The following is a 15,578-nucleotide window of genomic DNA, read 5'->3' on the forward strand; positions in this document are numbered from 1 at the left end:
GGCCGAAGCGTCAACGCGGCGCCAACTCGGCCGACGCGGGTGACGTCTCGGCTGGTGGTCAGCCGCCGATGGCGGACATGGGGCGGTCGGGCTGGAGGAAGCCGAGGTCGTCGATGCCGTGGCCGGCGCGCTTGCCGGCCATGGCGGTGACCCACCGGGCGGCGAGATCGTCGTCGGAGGCGCCGGCGCGAAGTGGCGTACGCAGGTCCGACTCGGAGCGGGCGAACAGGCAGTCGCGCACCTGCCCGTCGGCCGTGAGGCGCACCCGGTCGCAGTCGCCGCAGAAGGGGCGGGTCACGGAGGCGATGATGCCGACCTTGGCCGGGCCGCCGTCGACGTGGAAGAGCTCGGCGGGGGCGCTGCCGCGGGGCTCCTCCGCGGGCGTCAGCTCGAAGGCCGCCGACAGCGCCGCCAGGGTCTCGTCGGCGGTCACCATCTTTTCGCGCGACCACCCGTGCTGGGCGTCGAGAGGCATCTGCTCGATGAACCGCAGCTCGTAGCCACGCTCGACCGACCAGCCGAGCAGCTCGGCCGCCTGGTCGTCGTTGACTCCCCGCAGCAGGACCGCGTTGATCTTGATCGGTCCCAGGCCGGCGTCGGCCGCGGCCTCGAGCCCGGCGACCACGTCGGCCAGCCGGTCGCGGCGGGTGATCTCAGCGAAGATCTCCGGCCGGATCGAGTCCAGCGACACGTTGACCCGGTCGAGCCCGGCCTCGGCGAGGGACCCGGCCATCCTGGCGAGCCCCAGCGCGTTCGTGGTGATCGAGAGCTCCGCGTCGGGGGCGACCTCACGGGTCCGGGCGACGATCGAGACCAGCCCGCGCCGCACCAGCGGCTCTCCACCGGTGAACCGCACCTCGCGTACGCCCAGCCGACCGGTGGCGACGCCGATCAGCCGCACCACCTCGTCGTCGGTGAGCACCTCGTCGCCGGGCAGCCAGTCGAGTCCTTCCGCCGGCATGCAGTAGGTGCACCGCAGGTTGCAGCGGTCGGTCAGAGAGACCCGCAGATCTGTCGCGACCCGGCCGAACCGGTCGACGAGCCTCTGCTGGGTCTGATCTGTCGGGGAGGTCGTCATCACACCAGTCTAGGCAGGCTCGACCCGGATCGTGAGTGAGGACCGCATGCCAGTTAGTCTCGTAGGGTGAGTTCGTTCCGTTTCCTGCTCAGCCGACGCTGGGCCGGTTTCACGGTGTTCGTGCTGATCCTGGCCTACGGGACCTGGTGGCTGGGCCAGTGGCAGTTCGACCGTCTCGAGGACCGCAAGGCCAGCAACCAGATCGTCCGCGTCAACGAGCACGCCGAGCCCGCGCCCGTCTCCGACGTACTGGCCCCGGGCCAGAAGGTCGCCGAGAAAGACGAGTGGCGGCGGGTGACCGCGACCGGGACGTACGCGGTCGACGACACGATCATCTGGCGCTACCGCACCCCCGACGACGCGAAGGGTGTCGACATCGTCGTCCCGCTGGTGCTCGCCGACGGCAGCGCGGTGCTCGTCGACCGCGGCTGGCTGCAGACCGAGTCGCAGGACGAGTTCGAGGACCTCCCGGCGCCGCCGTCGGGCGAGGTCACGATCACCGGCTGGGTCCGCGCCGACGGCACCGGCGACTCCACCGACGTCGCCCAGGTCGACGGCTACCACGCCACCCGCGCGCTCTCCTCGGCCCAGGTCGCGAAGGTGGTCGACGAGCCGCTCCTGACCGGCTGGCTCCACCTCGACACCGAGTCCCCCGAGCCCACCACCCAGCTGCGCAAGGCCGACCTCCCCGAGCTCGACAACGGACCACACTTCTTCTACGGCCTCCAGTGGTGGTTCTTCGGCGTTCTTGCCATCGCCGGCTTCTTCTACCTGATGTACGACGAGCGGCGCACCCAGCGCCAGGACGCCCCTGCAGAAGACGATGACACCGCCGACGGCGACGAGCCGGCCGATGAGCGCGCCCGCAAGAAGGCCGCCAAGCTTGCCCAGAAGCAGGCCGTGAAGGCGGCCTACCAGGCTGCGTACGAGAAGGAGCGCAGCGGGAAGAGCTGACCGTCTAGCGACGGAACTGCGTCTCGTAGAGCTCCGCGTAGAGCCCGCCGTCGGCGAGCAGCGACTCGTGGGTGCCGGACTCCACGACTCGTCCGTCCTCGACGACCAGGATGCGGTCGGCGGCGCGGATGGTGGAGAGCCGGTGGGCGATGACGATGGACGTACGTCCCTCCAGCGCGGCGTCCAGAGCGGTCTGCACCGCGGCCTCGGACTCGGAGTCGAGGTGGGCGGTGGCCTCGTCGAGCACGACGATGTGGGGCGCCTTCAGCAGCAGCCGGGCGATCGCGAGCCGCTGGCGCTCGCCGCCGGAGAGGCGGTAGCCGCGGTCGCCGACGACGGTGTCGAGGCCGTCCGGGAGACCCTTGATGACGTTGGCGACCTGGGCGGCATCCAGAGCGGCCCAGATGTCGTCGTCGGAGGCGCCGGGGCGGGCGTAGAGCAGGTTGCCGCGCACGGTGTCGTGGAACATGTGGGCGTCCTGGGTCACGTAGCCGACCGCGGCCTCGAGCGACTCCAGGGTCACGTCGCGTACGTCGAGGCCGCCGACCTCGACCGCCCCGGAGCGTACGTCGTAGAGCCGCGCGATCAGGTGGGTGATCGTCGACTTCCCGGCGCCGGAGGGTCCGACCAGTGCGACCATCTCCCCCGGTTCGGCCACGAAGTCGATGTCGGACAGCACCTCGCGCACCTCCCGGCTCTCCGGGCGTGCGATCGTCTCCAGGGAGGCGAGCGAGACCTCGTCGGCGCGAGGGTAGGTGAAGGCGACATGGCGGAACCGCACCGACGCAGCGTCGGCCGGCACCTCGACCGCGTCCGGCTTCTCCTTGATCAGCGAAGGCAGGTCGAGGACCTCGAAGACGCGGTCGAAGCTGACCAGCGCGGTCATCACGTCGATGCGTACGTTGGAGAGCGCCTGCAGCGGCCCCAGCAGCCTCACCAGCAGCAGACCGAGCGCGGTCAGGGTGCCGAGCGTGACGTCGCCCTGGATCACCATCCAGCCGCCCACGCCGTAGACCAGCGCGGTCGCCAGCGCCGGCACCACCTGCATGGTCGCTCCGAACAGGCGGGTCAGCAGCGCGATCCGGATCCCAAGGCGGCGTACGACATCGGCTCGCTCGGCGAACGCGGCGTCCTCCTCCTCGCGGCGTCCGAAGAGCTTGAGCAGCAGAGCGCCGCCGACGTTGAACCGCTCGGTCATCGTCGTCGCCAGCGCCGCGTTGCCGTCCATCTGCTCGCGGGTCAGGCCGGCCAGCCGGCGGCCGACCCAGCGCGAGGTCAGGAACAGGATCGGGAACAGCGCGACGCACATCAGCGTCACCTGCCACGACAGCACCAGCATCGCCGCGCCGACCACGACCAGCGAGATCAGGTTGGAGACGCTGTTGGACAGAGTCGAGGTGAAGGCCCGTTGCGCGCCGAGCACGTCGGTGTTCAGGCGGCTGACCAGCGCGCCGGTCTGCGCCCGGGTGAAGAAGGCCAGCGACTGGCGTTGGACGTGGCCGAAGACCTGGGTGCGCAGGTCGAAGATGAGTCCCTCGCCGATGCGGGTCGAGAGCCAGCCCGAGACGATCCCGAAGCACATGTCGACCACGGCCACCAACGCCATCGCCGCGGCCAGCCAGACCACCAGCGAGACGTTCTGCTCGAGCACACCGTCGTCGATGAGGCGTTGGGTCAGCAGCGGGGTCACCACCACGAGCGCGGCGTCGAAGACCGTGAACACCAGGAACGCGCTGATCAGGGCCCGGTGAGGCCCGGCGTAGGAGATGACTCGCTTCAGCGTGCCCTTCGGCAACCCGCGCTGGAGAACCGTCCGGTCGGCACGCAGGTTGCGCATGATTCCGCCGCCGCCCATCGCCCCGCCGCTCGCACCGAAGCCTGGACCCATTTGTGACACCCCGTCACCTTAGTTCGCCCGGCCACGTTCGGCCGCCTCGGGATGGTTCGTCGAATTATGGTCAAAATCACCTCGGGTTGGTGACCAAGCGCTCTGTTGGTGGTATGAAGTGGAGCGCGTGTGTGCGCCGGTCTCCGGGGGCTGGATCAGGATTCGTCCAGACTGCCCTGAACCCGCGGGTTCATGCCCTGACTGTTCACCCCCACACCAGGTGCCCTGACATGACCCGACCACTCCTGGCCCGACTCCACCGAGCCGGTCCATGGTTCTGCAGTACCGCGATCCTCCTCTTCGTCGCGCTCTCCCCCGTCATCTTCGTCACCGCCTCCGGTGACCAGTGGTTCTGGCCCTGGATCCTCGCCGGCGTACCCGTCGTCGCTCTCACCCTGTGGCTCACCGCGATGGCCTACGACACCCCTGCCGAGGCGTCACCCCGGTCGGCCGAGGCGTCAGTCCCGTCGGTCGAAGAGTCGGACGCGCAGGCCGAAGCGTCACTTGCGTCGGCCGAGTGGGCACCGGATGACACCTCGACCGACGCGAATGACGTCTCGGCAGACGTACCTGACGTCTCGGCCGACGCGAGTGACCTCTCGGCCGACGTACCTGACGTCTCGGCAGGGAGGGGTGGGGATGCCGGGATGCGGGTGGCGGTGCTGTCGCTGTCTCGCAAGGTGCAGGCGTCGGCGCACCGGATCCAGGAGGAGTCGACGCGGATGGTGGCGAAGTTCCCGGCCGAGCCGGACGTGCTCGAGGCGGGGATGCGGGTCGACCACGCGGCGGCGCAGCAGGCGCGGCTGGCACAGAGCATCGCCACGCTGTGCGGGGAGCAGCCCGGACAGCACTGGCGCGACCCGCTCGCGATCGCCGATGTCGTACGCGGCGCGGCCGGCCGGATCACGGCCTACCGCCGGGTGCGGGTGGAGGGTGACCCGCCGGTCGCGGTCCAGGGTGCGTACGTCGAGCCGCTGATCCACCTCGTGGCCGAGCTCCTCGCCAATGCGACCCAGTCCTCGCCGCCGGCGACGGAGGTGCTGGTCACGATCCGTTCCGTACGCCGCGGCGCGGCCCTCGAGATCGACGACGCGGGCGTCGGCATGGACGAGACCAACCTGGCCTGGATGCGTGAGATCGCCTCGGGCACCCGGCAGGTCCGCCTGCACGACCTCGGCGAGATCCCGCAGACCGGCCTGGCGGTGGTCGGCACCTACGTACGCCGCCACGGGTTCCGTGTCGACCTGACCGAGTCCGTCCACGGCGGCCTGCGGGTCGCCGTGCTCGTTCCCGAGGCGATGAGCACACCGCTGAGCCCGGCCGCGCTCGAGCCGGTCGCGCCGGTCGCGCCGCGTACGCCGACCTCGACCCCCGTCCCCACCGCGCTCCTGACGAAGGCGCCGAAGGCACCAGCCCCGACGACCACGCCGCCGACGACGCCGGCCTGGCCCGTCTACAGCAACGCGAAGGCGCCCGATCCCGTGCCGGACCACGAGCAGCGCGAGCCGTCGCTGTTCACCTCCGACGGCCTGCCGCAGCGCCGCTCGAAGCGCGGCCAGCGCTTCGCGACCGGACAGCAGCTCGCGGCGAGCCAGCCCATCCCAGCGCAACCCGAGCCGACCGCCGAGCAGGCGGGCGCCTGGATGAGCAGCTTCCTCAGCACCCCGGCCACGCCCGCGGCCGGCACGACCATCCCACACCAGGCCGTCGAACCGAAGGACGGCAGCACCGCCGCGGAGACCGATTCCGCACCCGAGAACCACTGGAGGAACCATGACCGATGAGAACAGCTGGATGCTGGAGCTGGTCGCGGGAGTACGCGGCGTACGTCATGTCGTGGTCCTCTCCGCCGACGGGCTCGTCCGGGTCCGCACGAGCCACACCCCTCGCGAGGAGGCCGACAAGCTGGCCGCGGCGTGCGCCGGCCTGACCTCGCTCGGTCACGGGATCAGCCGCCAGTTCGGCGCCGACGCCCACCCCCGTCAGGTGATGGTCGAGTTCAACGGCGGCTTCCTGTTCATCCGTGGCGCCGGCGACGGCTCCCGCCTCGCGGTGGTCACCGAGATGAGCATCGACCCGGCGCTGGTCGCTCAGCAGATGCAGGCGACCGTCCTGATGCTCGGGGAGCGTGCGATGAGCACCCCGAGACGTTCGATCTGAGCCGATCCGAGCCGATGCCCGACGCTTCTGACGACTACGTCGACCACCCGATCCGGTCCTACGTCCGGACGGGTGGTCGTGCCCGTCCGACCCATCGGCTGACGCCGGCGACGCTCCTGATCGGCCACACCAGCCCGGCGGCCACGGACTCGTCGGTGGGCCGTCAGGAGCGCGAGGTCCTCTCCCAGTGCCTCGGCGTGATCTCCATGGCCGAGATGGCCGTCCATCTCGGCCAGCCGGTCAGCGTCCTGGCGGTGATCGCCTCGGACATGATCGACGCCGGCCTCATCGGCGTACGCCCCGACAGCGACACCGCCGCCGGCCCCTCCCGCGAAACCCTCCAGAAGGTCCTGCATGCTCTCAACCACCTCTGACGGCAACCACTATCTGGCGCCGACGGTCGTCGAGTCGGTCAAGATCCTGGTGGTCGGCTCCTTCGGAGTAGGCAAGACCACGCTGATCGACTCGGTCAGCGAGATCGAGCCGCTGCGCACCGAGGAGACGATCACCCAGGCCAGCGAGGGGATCGACGAGGTCGCGGCGACCCCGGAGAAGACGACGACCACGGTCGCGATGGACTTCGGCCGGATCACCCTGACCAACGAGATCGCGCTCTACTTGTTCGGCACCCCTGGGCAGCGCCGCTTCTGGGACCTGTGGTCCGGCCTCGCCGAGGGCGCCGCCGGCGCCCTGGTCCTGGTCGACACCCGCCGACTGGCCGACTCCTTCGAGGTGCTGGACCAGCTCGAGACGCGTACGTCCCTGCCGTTCGTGGTCGCGATCAACCAGTTCCCCGGCGCGCCGAACTACGAGCCCGACCAGATCCGCACAGCGCTCGACCTCGATGACGAGACCCCGATCGTGGTGTGCAACGCCAAGAACCGCAACGCCTGCGCCCGAGCGCTCGCCGCGCTCGTGCGCCATGCCCTGAAGACGCACTGACCCCCGATCCACGACCGACAGGCACTCCTCGCGATGACTCCCACCCGCACCGCACGTCTCGCCGACCTCACCGACCTCGTCCAGGCGCCCGAGACCGTCGGGCCTCGGGCGAGAGAGGTGCACCAACGGCTCCGGGCCGAGTGGGGTCCGGTGGCCCCCGGCGAGCTCTCCCCCGGCGTACGCCTCTGGTTCGCGATGGGCTACGCCGAGTTCAGCGAGGTCATCCGCAACGAGGACGTCTTCTCCCGCAACGGCGACAACTGGAGCGCGGTGCAGGAGGGCAAGATCCTGCCGGACATGCCGATCTATCCCTTCGTGACCACCCGGCAGAACTCCTTCCACAACGACGGCGAGCTCCGCCGGCGGCTGCGCTCGCCGGTCGACCGGGCGCTCTCGCGGGTCGACGAGCACGGCTACGCCGCGAAGGTACGCGGCATCTGCAACGACCTCGTCGACGACATGCTCGAACGCGGCGAGGCCGATCTGGTCCAGGACTACGCCGTCCTGATCCCGCTGCTGTCGGTCGCCGCGATGTTCGGGATGGGCCACGAGGTCGGCGACTCGATGCGCAAGGCCGCTCACAAGGTCCTCGGTGGCGGCCAGCTCGCCCAGGAGGGGGTCATCGAGCTGGCCGTGGAGATCGTCGACCACATCGCCAAGCGCCGCAGGGAGCCTCAGGACGACCTCACCTCGCACCTGATCGACGACCCCGGCCTGTGGGACGACAACGAGGTCATGGAGGCGATGATCGTGATGATCATCGCCGGCAACGAGCTGACCATCGCGACCATCACCCAGACCCTGCTGCTGATGCTCTCCGACGAGCGTTTCGCCGGCCGGCTGCGCGGCGGCCGCCTCGACGTCGACCAGGCGATCGAGGAGGTCATGTGGCGCGACCCACCCTGCTACAACATCACCCCGCGGTTCGCGCTGCGCGACGTCGAGCTCGGCGGTCAGCTGATCCGTAAGGGCGACGCCGTGGTGCCGTGCATCGCGGCCGCCAACGTCGACCCACTGATGACCGGCGGCGACCCGTGGCTGGAGATCGGCAACCGCGCCCACATGTCGTGGAGCGCCGGGCCCCACTCCTGCCCCGCCCAGCGTCCGGGAACGATCATCGTCCAGGCGGCCGTACGCACCGTCCTGGAGCGCCTTCCCGAGGTCTCCCTCGCGGTGTCGGCCGACCAGGTCGAGCGCAACACCGACTCGCTCTCCTACCGCTACCCGACCTCGATGCCGGTGACGTTCGTCCGCACCCTGACCTGATCGCTACGCGAGCGAGACCAGGTCGGCGTACTCCTCGTTCCACAGGTCCTCGACGCCGTCGGGGAGGATGAGCACCTTGTCGGGCTCCAGCGCGTGCACGGCGCCCTCGTCATGGGTGACCAGCACGATCGCGCCCTCGTAGCGGCGGATCGCGTTGAGCACCTCCTCGCGGGAGGCCGGGTCGAGGTTGTTGGTGGGCTCGTCGAGCAGGAGCACGTTGGCCGCGGAGACGACCAGGGAGGCCAGGGCCAGCCGGGTCTTCTCTCCACCGGAGAGCACTCCGGCCGGCTTGTGCACGTCGTCGCCGCTGAAGAGGAACGCACCCAGCACGGTGCGCGCCTCGGTGTCGGTGAGCTGCGGAGCCGCGGACTGCATGTTCTGCAGCACCGACCGCTTGGTGTCGAGGGTCTCGTGCTCCTGGGCGTAGTAGCCGACCTTGAGCCCGTGACCCGGCACGACCTGCCCGGTGTCGGGCTGGTCGACGCCGGCGAGGATGCGCAGCATCGTGGTCTTGCCGGCACCGTTGAGCCCCAGGATGACCACCCGAGTCCCCCGGTCGATGGCCAGGTCGACGGCGGTGAAGACCTCGAGCGCGCCGTACGACTTAGACAGGTCGTTGGCGGTGAGCGGCGTCTTGCCGCTCGGCGCGGGTGAGGGGAACTTGATCGCGGCGACCTTCTCCTGCTGCCGCTCCCCCTCGACGCCCGCCATGATCTTCTCGGCGCGCTTGAGCATGCTCTGCGCGGCGGTCGCCTTGGTGGCCTTGGCGCGCATCTTGTTGGCCTGGTCGGTGAGCGTCTTGGCCTTGTTCTGCGCGTTCATCAGCTCGCGCTTGCGCCGGGCCTCGTCGGTCTCACGCTGGGTCAGGTACTGCTTCCACGGCATGTTGTAGATGTCGATCACCTCGCGGTTGCCGTCGAGGTGGAAGACCTTGTTGACCGTCTGGGCGAGCAGGTCGTTGTCGTGGGAGATCACGATGAAGCCGCCCTTGTAGGACTTCATCCAGTCGCGCAGCCAGATGATCGAGTCGGCGTCGAGGTGGTTGGTCGGCTCGTCGAGGATGAGCACCTCGGCCGACGAGAAGAGAATGCGCGCCAGCTCGACCCGGCGTCGCTGACCACCGGAGAGCGTCTTCAGCGGCTGGGTCATGATCCGGTCGGGGATGCCGAGCGACTGGGCGATCTGCAGAGCCTCGGTCTCGGCGGCGTAGCCACCGCCCGCGTCGAGCTCGTCGTGGGCGCGCTGGTAGCGCTTCATCGCCTTCTCGCGCACGTTCGGATCCTCGGAGCCCATCTCCTCCTCGGCGATCCGCATGCGGCGTACGGCATCATCGAGCCCTCTTGCGGAGAGGATGCGGTCCTTGGCGATCACCTCGGGATCACCGACCCGCGGGTCCTGGGGCAGATAGCCGATCTCGCCGGTGTTGGACACCGTTCCGGAGGCAGGCAAGTGGTCGCCGGCGAGCACCTTCGTCAGGGTCGTCTTCCCAGCGCCGTTGCGGCCTACGAGCCCGACCTTGTCGCCGGGTCCGACTCGGAATGTGACGTTCTCCATCAAAAGTCTGGCGCCGACGCGGACTTCTAGGTCATGGGCAGTGATCATCTCCGTCACTAGTGTATGGGCGGGGCACTCGGTCCCACACATCACCACCTCCAGGGGGACAAGATGCGGTTCAACCCGAAGGCCAGACTCGACACCAGCCGGACCTCCGGCGGCGGTGGCGGTGGTGGGTTCGGTGGTGGAGGTGGCGGCCGGCTCCCGATCCCCGGCGGCAAGGCGAGCGGCGGCATCGGCACCGTCATCGTGCTGCTGCTCTTCTTCCTCATCACCCAGTGCACCGGCGTCGGCCCGCAGGTCCTCGGGGACAGCGGAGGCTCGACCTCGGTGGGCACCGGCACCTTCGGCGGCATGCAGGCGGCCGACGGCGGCGAGACCGGCGACTTCGGGTCGTGCCAGACCGGCGAGGACGCCAACAACGACGAGAACTGCGCCTTCGTCGCCCTCGAGAACTCAATGACCGGCTACTGGGACTCCCAGCGCGACCTCTCCGGCCGGTTCCAGCCCGAGCAGGCGGTCGTGATCTTCTCCGACCAGGTCCAGACCGGCGGCTGCGGCTCGGCGTCGAGCTCCGTCGGCCCGTTCTACTGCCCGGCCGACCAGACGATCTACCTCGACCCGACCTTCTTCGACTCGATCTTCGAGCAGCTCGGCGGGCAGGACACCACCTTCGTACGCGCCTACGTGCTCGCCCACGAGTACGGCCACCACATCCAGAACCTGCTCGGCACCATGGGCCAGGTGCGCACCCAGCAGGGCCCCGACTCCGACGCCGTACGCCTGGAGCTGCAGGCCGACTGCTACGCCGGCATGTGGACCGCCGCCGCCGAGGGCGACGGGTTCGTCGAGGACATCACCGACCAGGACATCACCGAGGGCATCACCGCCGCCAAGACCGTCGGCGACGACCACATCCAGTCCCGGACCACCGGCCGCGTGGACACCTCGTCGTTCACCCACGGCTCCTCCGAGCAGCGGATCGCCTGGTTCCGGAAGGGCATGACCACCCCCGACTCGATCGCCGGCTGCGACACGTTCAAGGCGCGGGATCTGGACAACCCGTAGGCCCGGGCGGGATACCCGGTTAACCGGGTATCCCTGCACTTCTCAGGCATTGCAACGCCTGAGAAGTGCAGGGATTGCCTGAGTCATGGTGCAGATGTGACGCATGGGACCGCCCGTGCCGCTCACATCTCAAGCAGCGCCTCCACCAGCGGAGCCTGTTTCTGCAGTGTCCGAAGATGCGGCGCGACGGCGGGGTGGCGGAACTTCGCGAGCAGCGGCCCCTCCCCCGGCTTGATCCGGCTCAGCGCCCACTCCGCTCGGCTCAGCGCGGTGTAGACGGCGCTGATCTGCGCGCCGAGCGTCGCCTCCTCGCGGGTCGCGACACCGGAGGGCAACCCCAGGACGTACGCCTCGAGCAGCGGCTCGAACGACTCCCGGGCGTGCAGCAGATAGAGCCCGAGGTCACCACCGACGGGGCCGTGGCCCAGGCTCGACCAGTCGATCGCGATCAGCCGCTCGCCGTCGTCGGTGCGGCCGAGGAGGTTCTGCGGCGCGGGGTCGCCATGCTGGGCGACCTGGGGCAGCTCGTCGAGGAGGTTGGTGAACCGCCCGCGCCGCTCCCAGAGGGTGTGGGCGATGTCCGCGGCGGTCGTACGCATCATGGTCGGCCAGCCGCCGTTGTACTCCACCCGCGCGATCCGGTCGCGGAACTGGTCGCGCGCCAGCCAGCGCGCCTCGCCCAGGTCCGCGCCGGCGAAGCGGCCCATCGATAGTGCCGCGAAGAGCCCGGAGTTGGCGGCGTCCTCGACCCACTCGCTGGTCAGGGTGATGCCCTCGTCGTCCTCGGCGACGCTCGTACGCGCGCCGATCATGCCCGGGGTGTCGTCGACGAGCCCTGCGGTGGCGACGTCGGCCGCCCGCCGCCAGTAGGCGAAGTGGCGCCGGCGGCTCAGCTCGGCCGGATCGTACGCCCCCGGCTCCCCGAGCCGCTTGACCACGACCGGCTCTTGCTCCTCGCCCACAGCAGTGCGCCAGACCCCCAGCGTGGAGGGTCCGGTGCCGCCGGGAAGGACGAGCCACCCTGGGTCGGGCTGCCACATGCTTGCCAAAGTAGCGCATCCTCGCAGGTCGCAACGGCACTCACCGCCGGGATGCGACGACGGGATGCTGAGTTTGATCCTGGGGCCGATATGGTTGAGCCGATGTCCGAGACTGACTACTGCGAGCTGTGTGACCTGCCGAAGTCACAGTGCATCCATGGGCGGCCCCCGGCCCCGCCCGCTCCGGCTCCAGTGAAGAAGCCGACAACCCGGGTGCGCAAGACCACGACGAGCTCGACGGCCGCCGCGCCGAAGGTCGTCACCAAGTCCGCTCCCCGCAAGTGGACCCCGCCGGCCGCCTTCGCGCCGCTCATCCTCGAGATCCTCGAGACCGCCGGTGGCTCGATGTCTGCCGACAACGTCCTCGACGAGCTCGAGAGCCAGCTGGGCGACAGCCTCCTCCCGGGCGACTTCGAGACCACCCCGGAAGGCGAGCTCCGCTGGCGCTACGCGGCGCGACGCGCCCGTCAGACGCTGCTGACCGACGGCCTGATGGTCAAGGGTTCGCCGGGAGTCTGGCAGCTCCCCTGACGCGTCAGCCGTCGGCGTTGAGGACCTCGATCCGCACCTTCTGGGCCTCCTCGACGGCCTGATCCAGCACCGCCCGGTTGGGGTCCTGCACGGCCAGCCACGGCCCGGTCACCTCGAGCGACGCCAGCCGCCGGTCCTCGAGCACGTCGTCGACACCGCCGTGGTCGCCGCCGGTGACCAGCGGGCCCCGCAGCCCGTTCAAGATCCGGGCCGCGTGCTCGGCCGCCGCCTCGTACGCAGCGCTGGCCTGGTTGGCCCGGCGCCGGGCGAAGCGCTGCTGGCTCCAGCCGCCGGCCTTGGTCTTCCCCTGGACGTGCCGCCGCCCGATCTTGTGGTCGGCGATCTCGCCACCGCTCATCCGGGCGATCGCGAAGCCGCCCTTGCGCACCAGCAGCAGGCCCCAGTCCTGCGGCGCCGCCGAGGCGGCGATGAACGCCTCGACCTCGGCCGGCCCGGCGTACGTCTTCTCGAACGGCAGCGTCGCGATGAACGAGGACCCGTCGGCCGCGGCACCGGTCAGCGCACCGGAGTCGACCGCGAGCCGGGTCTCGCCGTGGCGCCCGGCGAAGTTGTCGACCCAGCGCTGGATCCGAGCGACCGGGACGGCGACGTTGGGCATGTCCGTACGCTACCGGTCCAGACCACGCAGCAGCCGAGGCGGCGCGATGTGGCGATAGGCGTCCTCGCAGATCTCGGCGACCTCGTCCCAGTCGACGTCCCCGTCGAGCCGCATGCCGACCCAGCCGCGGCCACCGACGTAGGGAGGTACGAAGAACCGCTCGGCGTCGTCACCGACGACCTCGGCCTGCACCCCCGCCGCAGCGGCCGCCCACAGATGCGGCTCCTCCCGCCCGTGATGTCCCTCCGGCCACAGCATCACGAACTGCTTCTTCACGAAGAACCCGGGCGCGCCGTGGGTCACCCGCTCGGCGCACTCCGGGAACCCGAGGCAGATCTCCCGGACCCGCTCGGTCAGCTCGGTCGGTGTCATCCGCCCACCATCCTGGTTCCTGGATCAGGCCGGCTTCGGCCAGACGAGCTCGAACTGCTCCATCACGACCGGCATGTCCTCGCTGAACTCGTGGTCGGGACCGGCGAACTCGGTGAAGAAGCGTTCGTGCACCTCGCGCCAGTACTCGAGCGACAGGTCGCCCTCGCCCTCCAGCCGGGCGAACTCCTCAGGGACGTCCCGGAACGGGGCGATGTCGACCTGGGTGGTGGCGATCAGTGCCCGTGGATGACCGGACCCGTCGAGGATGATGCTCATGCCACCGACGGTCGGGAGCGGCTCGTCTCCGTTCTCGAAGTCCCACTGCGCAGTGGCCGTAGCGGTCTTCACCCCCTCGAGAACGAGCTCGAGCAGACCGTCGGCCTCCTCCGGCGTACCGCCGAAGGCCCAGGCCGGCGGCTGCAGCGCCTCCAACGGCGATGCCCCGAAGTAGCCGGGCGCGGCGCTGAGGTGGGCGTGGTGCTTCACGTCGTCCCAGAACGCGGCGATGTCAGCCTCCTGCTGGGAGTCGGACACGGGGGCCTCAGGCTCAGGGATCGTGGCGTCGTCGCTCATAGGCGACACTCAATCACAGTTCGCGTCAGCCGTGCCGGGACTCGACGGAGGTACGCGGCGTGGCTGATCGCGCGGTCACCAGGCGTGCCTGGGCGCGCCAGCCGAGGCCGGCGTAGAGGGGTTCTCCCATCTCGCTGGCGACCAGAAGGCCATGGACCGCACCGGCCTCCCCGGCGGCCGCGACGAGCAGGCTCATCACCGCGCCGCCGAGACCGCGGCGTCGGTGGTCGGGCTCGGTCTGGATCCGGTCGGCGACGGCGTCGGCGCCGATGACGGCGATCCGCCCGCCGGCCGCGACAGCATCGCCCGCGCTGACCGTCACGGTGATGACGCCGCCGTCGCGCTCCACCTCGGCGCGATAGCCCTCCGGAAGCCGCCGGGACGCGTGGTCGGCGAGCTCGATCGACATCAGCGCCTCCTCGCCGTCGTTGGCGTCCAGCCCGGCCTCGACGAACCAGGGACGTACGCCCGCCGGCGACTCGGTCACCACCGACAACCACGCCTCGGGCGTGGCCCGGGCGGTGTCGACGAGCCCGGCGAGCGTGTCCGCGTCGTCGGTCGCCACCCACTCGACCCGGCGCCCGGGCTCCCCCACCTCCACGCGTACGCCTCCGGGCACCGCCGCTGGGCGCGGGAAGCCCCGCGCGTAGGCCCAGCCGCGGGCCCACCGGGAGACCAGGTCCGCAAGGTCGGTGTCCCCCGCAGCAGCGGAAAGCGCGGCCTGACGACCGCGATACCACTCCCCCAGCACCGTCGCGACCAGCACGGCGACCGCCAGGCCGAACGCCAGCGGATCCAGCGTGAACAGCCCGATCACCGCGAGACTCACCGCGGCGATGTACCCGAACCAGATCCGACCAGGAGCCTCCACGTCCGCGGAGCCTACCGGGGTCAGCCGAGACGCTCTCGCAACGTCGCCACCCCTGGTCCGTCGAGATCGGCCAACGCGACCGACCGGCCGGAGAGCGCCATCGCCAATGCCTCGCTGGGACCGGCGACCTCTTCGCCCGAGCCGTCGGCCGCAGTCCAGGACCAGTCCTGGTCGGTCGCGCGCAGCGCGAGCCCGTCGAGCCGTCCGGCCGGGACCACCCCGAGCGAGGCCTGCTTGGTCGGCAGCCAGTCGAGCACCGCGCGCCAGTCCTCGAGCGGGACCTCGGTGTCGAGACCGAGCGGCCGGGCACAGTCACGCAGGTGGATGCAGTGATCGGTGAACTGCCCCATCGGACCGACGCCGGGCGCCGGCACCCGCTTGGTGGCGTACGTCCTCAGCAGCCCCGTCAGCTCGGCGACCGGCCGTCGCGCCTGCTCCTCGGCGATCGCGACCGAGGCCCGGTCGATGGAGCCTCGGGCCAGCAGCGTGCGCCACAGCAGCCGCCCGATCCCGACCGAGAACGGCATCGCGCTGTGCCCCAGCACCTCCCTCACCGTCCAGGCCGAGCAGAGGCTCTGCGTCTCCAGCTGGGACTCGTCGAGGCCGTCGAAGAAGTCGGCGAGCAGGCGGCGGTTGGCTGCGGTGCGGGCGGCTACGTCCAT

The 15,578-nt window shown here is 70.4% G+C and carries 17 protein-coding genes; 8 read left to right on the plus strand and 9 right to left on the minus strand.

What is annotated here, in order from left to right:
- Positions 1 to 58: 58 nt before the first annotated feature.
- Positions 59 to 1,078 (minus strand): GTP 3',8-cyclase MoaA, encoded by a 1,020-nt coding sequence (gene moaA, locus ACFX43_RS11315; RefSeq protein ID WP_378820711.1) that lies wholly within the window; start codon positions 1,076 to 1,078, stop codon positions 59 to 61.
- A gap of 66 nt (positions 1,079 to 1,144) precedes the next feature.
- On the opposite strand from moaA, the gene ACFX43_RS11320 reads away from it, so the two are divergent.
- A complete protein-coding gene (locus tag ACFX43_RS11320) occupies positions 1,145 to 2,032 on the plus strand; it encodes an SURF1 family protein (protein WP_378820714.1) in 888 nt (295 codons plus the stop codon).
- A 4-nt stretch (positions 2,033 to 2,036) separates the two neighbouring features.
- On the opposite strand, the gene ACFX43_RS11325 is transcribed toward ACFX43_RS11320, so the two are convergent.
- Positions 2,037 to 3,920 carry an ABC transporter ATP-binding protein gene (locus ACFX43_RS11325; protein WP_378820718.1) on the minus strand — a complete coding sequence of 628 codons (1,884 nt, stop codon included), beginning with the start codon at positions 3,918 to 3,920 and terminating at the stop codon, positions 2,037 to 2,039.
- 230 nt (positions 3,921 to 4,150) lie between these two features.
- On the opposite strand from ACFX43_RS11325, the gene ACFX43_RS11330 reads away from it, so the two are divergent.
- The 5 genes from ACFX43_RS11330 to ACFX43_RS11350 are packed head-to-tail and all read left to right on the plus strand — an operon-like array spanning position 4,151 to position 8,288.
- On the plus strand, positions 4,151 to 5,704 hold the full coding sequence (locus tag ACFX43_RS11330) for an ATP-binding protein (protein ID WP_378820721.1): 1,554 nt from the start codon (positions 4,151 to 4,153) through the stop codon (positions 5,702 to 5,704).
- Positions 5,694 to 6,080, plus strand: a complete 387-nt coding sequence (locus tag ACFX43_RS11335; RefSeq protein WP_160022665.1) for a roadblock/LC7 domain-containing protein — start codon at positions 5,694 to 5,696, stop codon at positions 6,078 to 6,080. The genes ACFX43_RS11330 and ACFX43_RS11335 overlap by 11 nt, the downstream gene beginning before the upstream one ends.
- A gap of 14 nt (positions 6,081 to 6,094) precedes the next feature.
- A complete protein-coding gene (locus tag ACFX43_RS11340; RefSeq protein ID WP_350658958.1) occupies positions 6,095 to 6,454 on the plus strand; it encodes a DUF742 domain-containing protein in 360 nt (119 codons plus the stop codon).
- A 46-nt stretch (positions 6,455 to 6,500) separates the two neighbouring features.
- Positions 6,501 to 7,022 carry an ATP/GTP-binding protein gene (locus ACFX43_RS11345; RefSeq protein WP_378840845.1) on the plus strand — a complete coding sequence of 174 codons (522 nt, stop codon included), beginning with the start codon at positions 6,501 to 6,503 and terminating at the stop codon, positions 7,020 to 7,022.
- A gap of 33 nt (positions 7,023 to 7,055) precedes the next feature.
- Entirely contained in the window at positions 7,056 to 8,288 is a 1,233-nt protein-coding gene (locus ACFX43_RS11350; RefSeq protein WP_378820724.1) for a hypothetical protein, read from the plus strand.
- 3 nt (positions 8,289 to 8,291) lie between these two features.
- On the opposite strand, the gene ACFX43_RS11355 is transcribed toward ACFX43_RS11350, so the two are convergent.
- Positions 8,292 to 9,890, minus strand: coding sequence for an ABC-F family ATP-binding cassette domain-containing protein (locus tag ACFX43_RS11355; RefSeq protein WP_378820726.1), 1,599 nt, complete (start codon positions 9,888 to 9,890; stop codon positions 8,292 to 8,294).
- Between the two features lie 63 nt (positions 9,891 to 9,953).
- On the opposite strand from ACFX43_RS11355, the gene ACFX43_RS11360 reads away from it, so the two are divergent.
- Positions 9,954 to 10,910 carry a neutral zinc metallopeptidase gene (locus ACFX43_RS11360; protein WP_378820729.1) on the plus strand — a complete coding sequence of 319 codons (957 nt, stop codon included), beginning with the start codon at positions 9,954 to 9,956 and terminating at the stop codon, positions 10,908 to 10,910.
- 122 nt (positions 10,911 to 11,032) lie between these two features.
- Here the strand turns inward: ACFX43_RS11360 and ACFX43_RS11365 are convergent, their stop codons facing one another.
- Positions 11,033 to 11,950: a phosphotransferase gene (locus tag ACFX43_RS11365; protein WP_378820731.1), complete on the minus strand. Its 918-nt coding sequence runs from the start codon at positions 11,948 to 11,950 to the stop codon at positions 11,033 to 11,035.
- A gap of 102 nt (positions 11,951 to 12,052) precedes the next feature.
- Here ACFX43_RS11365 and ACFX43_RS11370 point away from each other — a divergent pair, with 102 nt between their 5' ends.
- The gene (locus ACFX43_RS11370) at positions 12,053 to 12,481 is read left to right on the plus strand and encodes a hypothetical protein (protein WP_378820734.1); all 429 of its coding nucleotides are present in this window, start codon (positions 12,053 to 12,055) and stop codon (positions 12,479 to 12,481) included.
- A gap of 4 nt (positions 12,482 to 12,485) precedes the next feature.
- Here the strand turns inward: ACFX43_RS11370 and ACFX43_RS11375 are convergent, their stop codons facing one another.
- Genes ACFX43_RS11375 through ACFX43_RS11395 form a run of 5 tightly spaced genes read right to left on the minus strand, consistent with a single transcriptional unit; the run spans position 12,486 to position 15,578 of the window.
- Positions 12,486 to 13,100, minus strand: a complete 615-nt coding sequence (locus ACFX43_RS11375; protein WP_378820736.1) for an acVLRF1 family peptidyl-tRNA hydrolase — start codon at positions 13,098 to 13,100, stop codon at positions 12,486 to 12,488.
- A 9-nt stretch (positions 13,101 to 13,109) separates the two neighbouring features.
- Entirely contained in the window at positions 13,110 to 13,472 is a 363-nt protein-coding gene (locus ACFX43_RS11380; RefSeq protein ID WP_378820739.1) for an MmcQ/YjbR family DNA-binding protein, read from the minus strand.
- A gap of 24 nt (positions 13,473 to 13,496) precedes the next feature.
- A complete protein-coding gene (locus tag ACFX43_RS11385; RefSeq protein WP_378820741.1) occupies positions 13,497 to 14,045 on the minus strand; it encodes an ASCH domain-containing protein in 549 nt (182 codons plus the stop codon).
- Between the two features lie 25 nt (positions 14,046 to 14,070).
- Complete coding sequence (locus tag ACFX43_RS11390; RefSeq protein WP_378820743.1) at positions 14,071 to 14,916, minus strand: GNAT family N-acetyltransferase; 846 nt, start codon at positions 14,914 to 14,916, stop codon at positions 14,071 to 14,073.
- A gap of 20 nt (positions 14,917 to 14,936) precedes the next feature.
- Positions 14,937 to 15,578 carry a maleylpyruvate isomerase family mycothiol-dependent enzyme gene (locus tag ACFX43_RS11395; RefSeq protein WP_378820745.1) on the minus strand — a complete coding sequence of 214 codons (642 nt, stop codon included), beginning with the start codon at positions 15,576 to 15,578 and terminating at the stop codon, positions 14,937 to 14,939.

The sequence above is a fragment of the Nocardioides sp. YIM B13467 genome (assembly GCF_042788075.1).
In the GTDB taxonomy this organism is placed as follows: domain Bacteria; phylum Actinomycetota; class Actinomycetes; order Propionibacteriales; family Nocardioidaceae; genus Nocardioides.